The organism is Candidatus Thioglobus sp. (assembly GCA_028228555.1).
In the GTDB taxonomy this organism is placed as follows: domain Bacteria; phylum Pseudomonadota; class Gammaproteobacteria; order PS1; family Pseudothioglobaceae; genus Thioglobus_A.
Map to the genome: position 1 here is coordinate 82,616 of JAOJBP010000003.1, position 11,864 is coordinate 94,479.

Annotated in this window: 13 protein-coding genes; 8 read left to right on the forward strand and 5 right to left on the reverse strand. The window is 36.1% G+C overall.

Going from position 1 to position 11,864, the window contains the following annotated elements; all coding sequences use genetic code 11:
- Positions 1–77 precede the first annotated feature (77 nt).
- On the reverse strand, positions 78–917 hold the full coding sequence (gene galU / locus N9Y32_03110) for a UTP--glucose-1-phosphate uridylyltransferase GalU (GenBank protein ID MDB2590001.1): 840 nt from the start codon (positions 915–917) through the stop codon (positions 78–80).
- A complete protein-coding gene (locus tag N9Y32_03115; GenBank protein ID MDB2590002.1) occupies positions 914–2,128 on the reverse strand; it encodes a glucose-6-phosphate isomerase in 1,215 nt (404 codons plus the stop codon). The genes galU and N9Y32_03115 overlap by 4 nt, the downstream gene beginning before the upstream one ends.
- A 73-nt stretch (positions 2,129–2,201) precedes the next feature.
- Between N9Y32_03115 and gmhB the strand changes: the two genes are divergently transcribed.
- Genes gmhB through gmhA form a run of 4 tightly spaced genes read left to right on the forward strand, consistent with a single transcriptional unit; the run spans position 2,202 to position 5,740 of the window.
- The gene (gene gmhB, locus N9Y32_03120) at positions 2,202–2,735 is read left to right on the forward strand and encodes a D-glycero-beta-D-manno-heptose 1,7-bisphosphate 7-phosphatase (GenBank protein ID MDB2590003.1); all 534 of its coding nucleotides are present in this window, start codon (positions 2,202–2,204) and stop codon (positions 2,733–2,735) included.
- A gap of 4 nt (positions 2,736–2,739) precedes the next feature.
- A complete protein-coding gene (gene rfaD, locus N9Y32_03125; GenBank protein ID MDB2590004.1) occupies positions 2,740–3,744 on the forward strand; it encodes an ADP-glyceromanno-heptose 6-epimerase in 1,005 nt (334 codons plus the stop codon).
- Positions 3,741–5,168, forward strand: a complete 1,428-nt coding sequence (gene rfaE1 / locus N9Y32_03130; GenBank protein MDB2590005.1) for a D-glycero-beta-D-manno-heptose-7-phosphate kinase — start codon at positions 3,741–3,743, stop codon at positions 5,166–5,168. Before rfaD ends, rfaE1 begins: the two co-directional genes overlap by 4 nt.
- A 2-nt stretch (positions 5,169–5,170) precedes the next feature.
- Positions 5,171–5,740, forward strand: a complete 570-nt coding sequence (gmhA, locus tag N9Y32_03135; protein ID MDB2590006.1) for a D-sedoheptulose 7-phosphate isomerase — start codon at positions 5,171–5,173, stop codon at positions 5,738–5,740.
- Between the two features lie 10 nt (positions 5,741–5,750).
- Here gmhA and waaF read toward each other — a convergent pair whose 3' ends face one another.
- Entirely contained in the window at positions 5,751–6,671 is a 921-nt protein-coding gene (gene waaF, locus N9Y32_03140; GenBank protein ID MDB2590007.1) for a lipopolysaccharide heptosyltransferase II, read from the reverse strand.
- Between the two features lie 48 nt (positions 6,672–6,719).
- Between waaF and N9Y32_03145 the strand changes: the two genes are divergently transcribed.
- The 4 genes from N9Y32_03145 (at position 6,720) to N9Y32_03160 (ending at position 10,074) form a co-directional block, all read left to right on the forward strand.
- Positions 6,720–7,445, forward strand: a complete 726-nt coding sequence (locus N9Y32_03145) for a polysaccharide deacetylase family protein (GenBank protein MDB2590008.1) — start codon at positions 6,720–6,722, stop codon at positions 7,443–7,445.
- Positions 7,438–8,601, forward strand: coding sequence for a glycosyltransferase family 4 protein (locus N9Y32_03150; GenBank protein MDB2590009.1), 1,164 nt, complete (start codon positions 7,438–7,440; stop codon positions 8,599–8,601). Before N9Y32_03145 ends, N9Y32_03150 begins: the two co-directional genes overlap by 8 nt.
- Positions 8,591–9,457, forward strand: a complete 867-nt coding sequence (locus N9Y32_03155) for a glycosyltransferase (protein ID MDB2590010.1) — start codon at positions 8,591–8,593, stop codon at positions 9,455–9,457. Before N9Y32_03150 ends, N9Y32_03155 begins: the two co-directional genes overlap by 11 nt.
- 134 nt (positions 9,458–9,591) lie before the next feature.
- On the forward strand, positions 9,592–10,074 hold the full coding sequence (locus N9Y32_03160; protein ID MDB2590011.1) for a class I SAM-dependent methyltransferase: 483 nt from the start codon (positions 9,592–9,594) through the stop codon (positions 10,072–10,074).
- Positions 10,075–10,209: 135 nt separating this feature from the next.
- On the opposite strand, the gene N9Y32_03165 is transcribed toward N9Y32_03160, so the two are convergent.
- Together N9Y32_03165 and N9Y32_03170 are read right to left on the reverse strand one after the other, a co-directional pair.
- A complete protein-coding gene (locus tag N9Y32_03165; GenBank protein ID MDB2590012.1) occupies positions 10,210–11,115 on the reverse strand; it encodes a glycosyltransferase in 906 nt (301 codons plus the stop codon).
- Between the two features lie 77 nt (positions 11,116–11,192).
- The coding region (locus N9Y32_03170; protein MDB2590013.1) for a glycosyltransferase family 2 protein at positions 11,193–11,864 on the reverse strand (672 nt) is incomplete at its 5' end.

Genomic DNA, 11,864 nt, shown 5'->3' on the forward strand with positions numbered 1-11,864 from the left:
AGGCTAAGACTATCTTGTTAAGAGTTTGAAAGATATATGGCGCTAATTTTATTACCTGAAGTGGTCTATAAAAACCATCAAATAATGCCTTCCGCTTTAGCAAAAGCATTAGTAGCCTCCACAAAGCCTTTAACACTGCCACAATCAAACCTTTCGCCTTGGAATTTATACGCAATAACTTTGCCTTGATTGGCTAGTGTCATTAATGCATCGGTAATCTGAATCTCTCCATTTTTATCAGGCGCTGTATTTTCGAGCACGTCAAATATTTCTGGTGTAAGAATGTATCTGCCGATAATGGCTAGGTTGGTTGGTGCATCTTCTGGGCTGGGTTTTTCCACCATACTATTAACTCGGTAAGCATTGTTTGATCCATCTAATAGCTCGCCATCAATCACGCCATATTTATCCACTTGCGTCATTGGCACCTCTTCAATCGCAACGACACAACAATCAGGATGCTGCTCATAAAGCTTAGTCATTTGTGTCAGTACTGAATCACCGCTATTCGCACAAAGATCATCAGGCAAGATAACGGCAAACGGCTGATTGCCGATTAGAGGCTTGCCGGTGTAGATAGCATGACCTAAGCCAAGCATTTGTTGTTGCTCAATATAGGTAAATTTGCACTGCTCTGAGGCGTGGTTTACTTCATCAAGCAAGGATGCTTTGGCTGTGCCTTTAATGCTGGCTTCAATGTCTGCGTGCGGCTCAAAATGATTTTTAATCGCTTGTTTGTATTTGCTAGTCACCATAGCCATAGTGGTCATTCCAGCACTTATTGCCTCCTCTACACCGTATTGAATTAGTGGTTTGGTGAGTATTGGCAGCATTTCCTTAGGGATGGCTTTGGTGGCTGGCAAAAAACGCGTGCCGTAACCTGCTACAGGGAATAAACATTTATTAATTACACTCATGCTTTTTTTGAAAATTTTTCAGCTAAGTTAGTCTTTCCAGACTCGACTCCAGGCTGATCATAAGTATTAATTTGTAAAAATGCGCCAATACATGAGACTAACAATTGATAACTAAACATAATTTTAGCAATATTGTATTCATCTATAGTACGAATAGAGATTACATCACAAGGGATATCATCTTGCTCTTGGATTGACTGAATAGTCGCATCAGCTTGCATATTTAATAATTCGTTAAAACTATAGCCCTCTATACGATCCCAGGCCAATTTTTCAAATTTGCTAGAGGATGCTTTAGGTATAACACTTCCGTCTTTCAGGTCTTCAATTTTGATGAAAGTCACGGTCTTATCACGTACGCCGTCCATAATCAATTGCAGAAAACTATGTTGATCAACTGGGCCAACTAAGCCAATAGGCGTAAGCGCTTGGCGAGTACCATTAACATTAATCTTACCTAGGCTTTCTGCCCAAAGCTGAACATACCACTTATTAAAACTTTCTAATAGGGATGAATAGGAAAAAACAACGTTGATATTAAATCGACTTTTATTTTCAACCAAAAAACGCGCTTTTCTAATAATAGGCTTGTAATAATCACCTTTCTCAAAAAAACTATCGGCCACGCGCTTGCAGCCATTCAACAAATTGTCAATATCGACACCCACCATTGCCAATGGCACCAAACCTACCACACTAAACACTGAAAAACGCCCGCCAACATCCTCAGATAAATCAAAGGCTTTAATGTTGTTGTCATTAGCGAATTTAGTAAGACTACTTTTTCTTTCAGAGATGATAGTGCAGTTTGTACTGTCGATTTCAACTAGAGAATTTAGGTACTTGAAAATACTAATGGTTTCAATGGTTTCACCAGATTTAGAAATTATTACAAACTGCGCATCATCTAAATCAACTTTTTTTAGACAATGGTTAATTTTGAGCGGATCAACTGTTTCCAAAAAAAGTAAATCTTTTGAGTAATTATTAGAGGGTAATAAAAACTCATAAATCGCTCTTGCGCCAAGACTAGAGCCGCCAATGCCCAAAACAACAATATGTTTTTTTGTAATACTTTTAGCATGCTTTTTAATATCTGCTGTATCTTGATATGGTAAGTTGTAGTAACCAATATGATCACGTTCAGCTTTAATTCTTTTAAAAATCTCAGTGTTTGATTTGATTTGATAGAAATTTTTATTGTATTTCATTAAGACCTGCAAAAAATATTTAACGCTTGAATTCATTATCCCTATTTTTGTAAATTCTGTATGATTGATTTTTATGAGAAATGACAAACAAAAAGTAGTATTTTTAGATCGCGACGGAGTGATCAATAAAGAGGTTGGCTATCTTCACAAAAGTGAGGATTTTGAATTTATTGATGGCGTATTTACAGCGTGTAAGCATTTTCAAGCGCAGGGATATAAACTAATCATCGTTACCAACCAATCGGGCATTGCTAGAGGTTATTACCAGAAAGAGGACTTTCATAAATTAACTCAGTGGATGCTGGTGCAGTTTGGCAATCAAGGTATTGATATATTGGATGTATTTTTCTGCCCGCATGGCCCAGAATCTAGCTGCACATGTCGCAAGCCTCAACCAGGCATGTTACTAGAAGCGCGTGATAAATTTAATATTGACATGGAAAATTCTTGGATGGTTGGCGATAAAGAGGCGGATATCAGCGCTGCCAATGCAGCTGGCATTAGCAGTACCATTTTGGTTAAAAGTGGCCATCAAGTTGATGAAGTAAACTCTAGTGCAAAATTTATATTAAAATCCATTAAAGACAGCATTCAAATTATCACTTAAATCTATGACATATAGCAATACAGATTTCAATAATAAAACCATTTTAATTACCGGCGGAGCAGGTTTTATTGGTAGCAATTTAGCTTTTTATTTCCAAGATAATTATCCTGATTCACGTGTTGTAGTGTTTGATTGCTTTAGAAGTGAAGCGACCTTTGTAAATGGCAATCTACAAAGTTTTGGTCATTATAAAAATCTCATCGGTTTTACTGGTGATGTAGTCTGTGGCAATATTAATAGTAAACCTGATTTAGCGCTACTGGATGATTATAAATTTGACTACATATTCCATCAGGCAGCGATTTCAGACACGCGTGTGTATGATCAAGAAATTGTCATGCAAACCAATGTTAACTCATTTTATGACTTGCTTAATAAGGCAAAAAATGATGATGCCGTCATGGTTTATGCAAGCTCTGCTGCCACTTATGGTAGCCTCCCATCGCCGCAAACTGTTGGCATAGAGAATCCTGAAAATCCTTATGGATTTAGTAAATATATGATGGATCAAATTGCCTATCGTTATAGTCGTGAAAATCCTGATATGACTATTGTTGGCTTAAAATTTTTTAATGTCTATGGGCCTCGTGAATACTACAAGGCAAAAACCTCTTCAATGGTGATTCAACTTGGACATCAAATCTTAGATGGAAAAGCGCCAAAATTATTCGAAGGCTCAGATCAAATATTACGAGATTTTATTAATATTGAAGATGTGGTTCAAGCTAATATCAAAGCTTGTAATCCAAAACAAAATGGTACTTATAACGTGGGCACCAGCAACCCTAGGAGTTTTCAAGATATTGCTGATATCTTACAACGCGAACTGGGTACAGATTTGGGTACAGACTACATACCCAACCCATATGACGGTTATCAAATGCACACGCAAGCTGATATTAGCACCTCACAAACCAACTTAAGCTTTGAGCCGATAGTTTCGCTAGAGGTGGGTATTAAAGCTTATATCCCTGATATTAAACGCTTACATGGAACAGATATTTCATGATTAATCTACAAGGAAAGTCACCAAAATTATTGGTCATTGGCGATCTAATGATTGATCATTACTTATGGGGTTCGTGCGAGAGAATTTCACCCGAAGCACCCGTACAGGTTGTAAATGTTAAAAGCGAGAGTGCGGTTCTTGGTGGTGCTGGCAATGTCATTAACAATCTTTGCGCATTGGGTGCAAAAGTTGATGTGATCAGCGTTGTTGGTGGCTGTGAAATTTCAGATGAACTGAAAAAATTATTAAATAAAATTAAAGTTGACACTCAATATCTGATTACTCAAAAAGATCGCATCACTAGCAAAAAAAGCCGAATTATTGCCGCGCAACAGCAAGTCGTGCGCTATGATAGAGAAAGTACTGATGAGATTAGCAGTGAATCACAAAAACAAATTTTAGCGTCTTTTAAAGACATTATTTCTAATTACGACTGCATTTTATTGTCAGACTATGGAAAAGGCGTATTAACGTTTGAACTCACTCAAGCCTTAATTACGCTTGCTAATAAAAATGGCAAAAAAGTATTAATCGACCCAAAAGGTTTGGATTATTCAAAATACAAAGGTGCTTATCTACTCACACCAAATAAAAAAGAAGCCAGTGAAGCGACGCAAGTCAATATTAAAGATGCTGCTAGTCTAGCTCAAGTAATCACTCAATTAAAAGACGAGTGCGACTTAGATGTATCATTAATCACCCTTAGTGAAGATGGTGTAGCAATTTATGACGATAATCTACGCACCCACCCAACCGTAGCTAGAGAAGTGTTCGATGTCACGGGTGCGGGCGATACTGTACTTGCTTCATTGGGTTTTGCCTTAGCTTGTGATGTTGGTATTGATGACGCCGTTAAGTTTTCCAACCTTGCCGCTGGCGTTGTTGTGGGTAAAATTGGTAGCGCTACAGCCACTTTAAATGAAATCATTGAATACGAATCAAGTTTGAATAAATCCACTAGCGACGAGCATATTAAAACGCTTGACGAAATTACCCTTTTAAGTAAAGAATTAAAAGTCAGAGATAAAAAAATTATCTTTACCAATGGCTGTTTTGACATCCTACACGCTGGCCATGTACGCTACTTAGAAACCGCCAAAAGTTATGGTGATATTCTAATATTAGGGCTTAATTCTGACAGATCCGTCACCGCACTAAAAGGGGAAAATCGCCCCATTAATGCACAATTAGACCGAGCTTACATATTGGCAGCGCTTGAGGCAGTTGATTACGTCGTAGTGTTTGATGAAGACACGCCGTATGATTTAATAAAAGCCATAAAACCACATACTTTAGTAAAAGGCGGAGACTACGAAGGAAAGCAAGTAATTGGCCAAGATATCGCTGATGAGCTGAAGCTGGTTCAGTTTGTTGATGGCAAAAGTACCACCAAAACCATTGAGAAAATCCAACAAGGAAAGTAGTCATGAAATCTATTATTGAATTTGAATTTAATGAGCACTTAAAAACAGCTCAGGCAACTTTAAATTACATTGCTGAGCCGCTTGAGATTGCCGCTAATCTGTGCATTGAAAGCCTTAAAAATGGCGGAAAAATTTTAATCTTTGGTAATGGTGGCAGTGCGGCTGATGCACAACATATTGCCGCGGAACTAGTTGGACGTTATAAAGTCGAGCGTAAAGGTTTAGCAGCTATTGCTCTGACCACTGACACTTCAGCACTAACATCAATCGGCAACGACTATGGTTATAAACACGTATTTGATCGCCAAGTTGAAGCATTAGCCAATGAAGGAGATATCGTTATTGGCATAAGCACTGGTGGCAGTAGTGGCAATGTGATTAGCGCACTAACACTTGCAAACGAACTGGGATGCAAATCCATTGGTTTTAGTGGTCGAGATGGCGGCGAAATGAATACTGTTTGCGATATTAACTTGGTCGTTCCTGCTGAGGATACTCCACGCATTCAAGAAATGCATATTGTTATTGGGCATACGATTTGCCATTTAATTGACCTAGAGTTTAGTCGTTGAAGGTTTTTCTTTAGAGGGACTTAACCGAATCCAGTACGTCTACTGCTTTAATAAGATTCATGCAATCATGATGCCCTAATGGGCAAGTACGTTTCATACAGGGTTGGCAATCTAGATTTTTCTTTACAATTAAACTTTTTTCATTCATCCATTGCGAAGTCTCGTTATCTTTAGTCGGGCCAAAAATCGCCACCGTTGGCACTTCAAAAGCTGCTGCCACATGCATCGGGCCACTATCACCCGTGATAAATAAATCAAGATTAGAAATACGGCTCATTAATTCTGGAATGGTGGTTTTGCCTGCCAAGTTTTGATAATTTTTAACACCTTTCTCGAGCAATGATTTTTCAATATCTAGGGCAATATCCACCTCACCCGGCCCGCCAAAAATCACTATATCATACCGATCTGATAATTCATTAGCCACTTTAGCAAATTCTTCAGGATACCAACGTTTGGCACTGCCGTACGATGCGCCAGGATTGATACCGACAGTTTTTTGTATTGATGATTGAGAGTTGATGGTAGATAGCAATAATTTTCCTGCTGGAAAATTAATATTTAGACTGTCATTGATAAAATCGTTGTATTTTTCAACTTGATGACGATTTTGATACTTGTTTTTATCGAATTGATACTTGTTTTTGGCTGATATTAAAAATTTCATAAATTTTGTACGAAGTGAACTTCTAAACGAGAAAAATACATCAAATTCGCCTAAATTTCTTGCAGTTTTGTATAAAACTCTATATTTCTTATCTAAAACCACTGTTTTAATAACTTTTGGATGATTTTTCAGCGCTTCAATCGCGACAAAAGAGCCAATAAAGGTAATTTGAACATCCTTGTTAAAATTTACGATATTTTCAATCGCTGGCGTTGCCATTACGCAATCTCCCAGCCAAGTTGGAAGTTCAATTAATATCTTCATGGGGCTTATTATAAATGCAAGATTCAATATATTTGATATAATTGACAAATGCAGCAAAAGCCCATTCCTATTCTAATGTACCACAGTATCGCAGCTATGCCAAAAGGCACTGTCATGCGCAGCTTACACGTACCGCCAACATTATTTAAATTGCAAATGTGGCTTTTGAAAATAATGGGATATCAGGGGCTTAGTATGGGTGAGCTGCAACCCTACTTGATGGGTGAAAAAATTGGCAAGGTTGTGGGCATTACTTTTGATGATGGTTTTAAAAATAATTTTACCAAAGCCTTGCCAATTCTTAGAAAAAATGGATTTAGCGCAACCTGTTATATTATTAGTCAAAATATTGGTGGCATTAACCATTGGGATTTAGACAAGGGTATTGATGAAAACCCCTTAATGAATGAAAATGAAATTAAACAGTGGCTCGATAATGGCATGGAAATTGGATCACACACTCAAAATCATGTGCACCTAGCTGAAAGTAGTATAGAGATAGCCACTAAAGAAATCATACAATCTAAGCTTGATCTTGAAAAACGATTTAATTGTCAGATAACGCATTTTTGCTATCCTTATGGCAGCTACAATAATGAAATTATAAACATTGCCAAGAATGCCAACTACCAAACTGCAACAACAGTTAATCGATCTAGAATCCATCGGGGTGATAACCTACTCGCCCTATCTAGAATTCCAATTACTCATCGCACCTTTCCACATTTATTTTTAATGAAAATTTTAAGCAAATACGAAGATAGGCATGCTTGATAAAAGCCTTAAAGTAGCCGTATTAATTCGACATTACAATGCATCAGCTGGTGGCGCTGAACGTTATTGCGTAGAGCTCACAAAAAGATTAGCAAAGATATATGATGTGCATGTTTTTACTCAACACAATTCAGAGCAATCCGACAATATTACATTTCACAAAATTCCGCAATGGCTTCAACGGCCAAGATATCTGAATCAATTGTTTTTTTCATGGCTTACTAGGCGATCAACTCAGAATAAATTTGATATCGTCCATTCTCATGATATGGTGACTCATGCGAATATTTACACACTACATGTCCCTTGTGTTAGAACCAAGTGGTCAGAATCAAAAGGAGTAAGAAAAACTCTGCGTTGGTTAAATACGTTACTTAGTCCTAGAAAAATAGCTTATTTATGGCTAGAGAATAGTGAGATGAAGCCTTCAAAAATCCGACATTTTATCAGCGTGTCTGACTATTTATCTCGCAACATCTTAATGAATTATCCCAATATTGATCAGCATCTTACACTGGCATATCCCGGGATAAATAACTCCAAGAATGCATTGCTCGATGTAGCATCCCAACCTAACACATTGAAAAAAAAATTAAAACTGAATGATGATGACTTTCTATTTCTATTTGTTGGCAATGATTTGATAAAAAAAGGACTGCCAGCTATTATTGAGGCATTTATGATGCTCGATAATAATCGAATTCATTTAGCTATTGTAGGTAATGGAAAAAAAGATAAGGTCCGAATTCCAACTAACCTAGAAAGTAATATTCATTTTTTAGGCGTCATTAATAACATGATAGACTTCTATCGAGAATCAGATTGCCTAATACATCCAACCTTAGTTGATACTTATGGAATGGTTGTATTAGAGGCAATGTCAGCTAAGCTTCCAGTGATTGTGAGTAACAAAAAATACTGTGGATTTGCCGAACATTTAGACGATAATCAAGCATTAATCCTTGACAACCCTAAAGATTCAGTAGAGTTATTAAAAAAAATAAATTTAATAGTTTCAGATGTGGATTTACGAAAAAATATTGCAAGAAATGGATTTGATAAATCTCAATCTATCACCTGGGAAAATACCTTGGAGCAGACGCTTTTCGCATACAATATTATCTTAAAAAATAAAAAGGATCATTATGAAGGTTAGTGGCTTTACATTTATCAAAAATGCAGAAATGTTAGGATACCCTTTTGTGGAAAGCATTCAATCGGTACTGCCAATTGTTGATGAGTTTGTGATTGCAGTTGGTAAAAGTGATGACAACACACTAGAAATTATCAAATCTATTAATGATGATAAAATCAGAATTATTGAAACACAGTGGAATGAATCAATGCAAGATCGTGGTTATGTTTATGCACAGCAAAAGATGACAGCACAATTTAGCTGCACTGGTGATTGGGCATTTTATTTAGAAGGTGATGAGGTACTCCATGAAAAAGACCTAGATACTATTCAAAATTCCATGGAAAGACATTTACACAATCCTGAGGTGGAAGCGTTATATTTTGACTATTATCATTTTTATGGGAAACCAGACCAGGTTGGCATTGCAGGCTATAAAAGAGCGCCAAGAATTATTCGTAACACAATTCGTAACTATTCTCCAGATGGATTATTTTTTGTAGTAATGAACAAGAATAAAAAAGGTCGCTACCCAAAAGCTGCACATGCAGGCTGCCATATATATCATTATGGTCATGTGAGAAAAGTAGAAAAAAACAATGAGAAAATAAAGCAAACAGGAAAATATTGGGGTGGTGAAGAGCACAATGTATTCTCAACTTATGGCAATATTGACTTAGGTGAAATACGCCCGTTCAAAGGCTCACATCCTAAAATTGTACAGAAATGGATCGATACTGAAACAGAATTAGAATTTGCACAAAATCCAGGCTACAAAATAACGTTTAAAGACAAAAGACACCGAATACGGTTTTGGCTTGATGAAAAGTTAGGCTGGGATATCAGTAAAAAGCATTATTATGATTTAAAGCTATAAAATAATTTTTATCAGGAGTACGACTTAAAAAATGAAAACAAAGCATTTAGATGTAGGATGTGGAAATGACCCAAGAAACCCTTTTAACCAAGATTCCTTGCATGGCGTAGATATTATCAATCAAAAAAATAGATGTGAATTTTTATTATAAAAAGGTTAATATTATCCTGGAGGGCTTACCCTATGAAAACTCATACTTTGATTCAATCTCAGCTTACGACTTTATCGAACACATACCTAGATTTGCAATTATAGACAGTCATACCACCTTTCCTTTTATCAACTTTATGAATGAAGCGTACAGGGTATTAAAGCCTGGAGGTGTTTTTTATGCTATCACACCATGCTATCCTAGAATGGAGGCCTTTACTGACCCAACGCATGTAAACTTTATCACTAAAAAAACACATACCTATTTTACATTTCCAAATTTAGCTGGGTCAATGTATGGATTTAACGGAAAATTTAGAGTTATCAAGGTAAAAAAAGTAAAGGCTTCCCAGGTTGGTAAAGAGGGTAGATTGTGGATTATTAGACTTTTAAAAGATGTGCTATATTCAATACTTTATATTAAGAAATCTCACATTATATGGAAATTCGAAGCAATTAAGGAATGATAGAAGATAGTAATATTATAAAAAATTAGATCAATAGTGAACCCTTTGGTGAAAAATTTAAAAAAGGAAATAAAAGGCTAGCCATGCTCGAGAGTCTGGTTCTTCATATTAAAAAATAGACTAAATTAAATATGATTAAAATAGAGCGAACCACTTCGTCTCTCCATTTACACGAACTCCGTGCACTGACATTTTAAAAGATTTTATTTCATATTTAAGAAACTTCTTCTCTTGGTATTTTTTTTGAAACTTGTTGTATTTACGAAAGAGCCAGCTTTGCTTTAATAAATCTGAATTATATCGACTAGCCAGACTATCTTTATCTGTTAATCCTCTCTCTCTTTTCATGACGGATTGAGTAATAGATCCATAATGGTGCAGCCAAGAGCCTCCGGTAATCGCTGTTTTAATACCTTTTTCTCTTAAACTGTTAAAAAATAAAGTATCCTCATATCCCAATAAAGCTGGAACTGCCATAAAATAGCCTACATCACTCCATACCGAACTGTGAACAGCTAAGCATACCGCATGCTTTCCGCCAAACCGTAAATAGTTACCTATACTTGGTATGGCATCTTTTACAAGTGCATCGAAATCATAATCCAACTCTCCTTCTATTAAGGATGGTGAGATAACCTTAATATCATGCTTTTCAGCTGCATTAATAAGATTTTCAATCCATCCAGATGAAACAACTACATCATTATTCATAATGATTGTCCACTCAGACTGAAGAGACATAGCCCCCTGATTCCAGGCAACGCCACAGCCAAGGTTAGTTTTGTTAAGAATAAGATCGCCCAAAGGTAGCGACTGCAAGTACTCCTGGGTTCCATCAGTGGAGCCATTATCCACAATTGCCAAGCGACTTAAATCATCTCCATTTTTAATCATGCTATCAATACATTTTTTTGTATACTCGATGGCGTTATAGCAAGCGAATGTAACTGAATAATCAATATCTTTTATAGTTTTCATAATAACCTTATTTAATAAATAGTTAGCTCTTTTAGATCGATCGAAACTATCGAATCTAAGCATAAAACACTGTAATAATATTTTAAAAAATTCTCCTGATTTTAACTTTAAGGCTATCACATAATGCAATTATTTGAATTTTATTTAATATATTTCCAAAAAGTATACTGAGAATATAAAGCGGCAATGATAAAACCGTGCCTACCATCTAAGAACCCTCGTCTAATAAAATACAACTTGAAAAATGTCCAAAATGGACTTATCAACGCCTTCAATATATTTCTTTTCTTTGGGCTAAGGCCTGAATAGTGGTTTTGTTTTTGAATAAATTCATCAATTGATTCGTAAGCAATATGTGTCATATGGTTTTTTAATTTTGAAACCTGGCCTTGAATTTGTACACTTTCGTGTACAGGTAGTTCATTAAAAAATCCTTTACTTCTATTAAATAATCGAATTGTGTAATCTGGATACAGGCCGCACGTTTTAATATCTCTACCAAAGAAATTATTTAACCTTGCAACATAAAATCCATTTGATATTGGACTTTGTAACGTCTCAATAATTTCATATCTCAATTTTTCAGTAATCTCTTCATCTGCATCCAAAACAAACACCCAGTCATTACTTGCAAGCTCCACAGCTTTGTTTTTTTGGCAGCCAAAACCTAGCCATTCTTGATGCTCAACTCTTGCACCAAGCTTTTTGGCAATATCACAGGTCTTGTCTATAGAACCGCTATCTAAAACCAAAATTTCATCTGCAAAAAGTGCAGATTGAATAGCATTTTTAATATGCTTTTCTTCATTTTT

Coding starts and splice junctions, on each gene's coding strand:
- N9Y32_03150 (MDB2590009.1), top strand. CDS start 7,438: ATGCTTGATAAAAGCCTTAAAGTAGCCGTATTAATTCGACATTACAAT.
- galU (MDB2590001.1), bottom strand. CDS start 917: ATGAGTGTAATTAATAAATGTTTATTCCCTGTAGCAGGTTACGGCACG.
- N9Y32_03165 (MDB2590012.1), bottom strand. CDS start 11,115: ATGCTTAGATTCGATAGTTTCGATCGATCTAAAAGAGCTAACTATTTA.
- gmhA (MDB2590006.1), top strand. CDS start 5,171: ATGAAATCTATTATTGAATTTGAATTTAATGAGCACTTAAAAACAGCT.
- rfaE1 (MDB2590005.1), top strand. CDS start 3,741: ATGATTAATCTACAAGGAAAGTCACCAAAATTATTGGTCATTGGCGAT.
- gmhB (MDB2590003.1), top strand. CDS start 2,202: ATGAGAAATGACAAACAAAAAGTAGTATTTTTAGATCGCGACGGAGTG.
- N9Y32_03145 (MDB2590008.1), top strand. CDS start 6,720: ATGCAGCAAAAGCCCATTCCTATTCTAATGTACCACAGTATCGCAGCT.
- waaF (MDB2590007.1), bottom strand. CDS start 6,671: ATGAAGATATTAATTGAACTTCCAACTTGGCTGGGAGATTGCGTAATG.
- N9Y32_03115 (MDB2590002.1), bottom strand. CDS start 2,128: ATGAAATACAATAAAAATTTCTATCAAATCAAATCAAACACTGAGATT.
- N9Y32_03155 (MDB2590010.1), top strand. CDS start 8,591: ATGAAGGTTAGTGGCTTTACATTTATCAAAAATGCAGAAATGTTAGGA.
- rfaD (MDB2590004.1), top strand. CDS start 2,740: ATGACATATAGCAATACAGATTTCAATAATAAAACCATTTTAATTACC.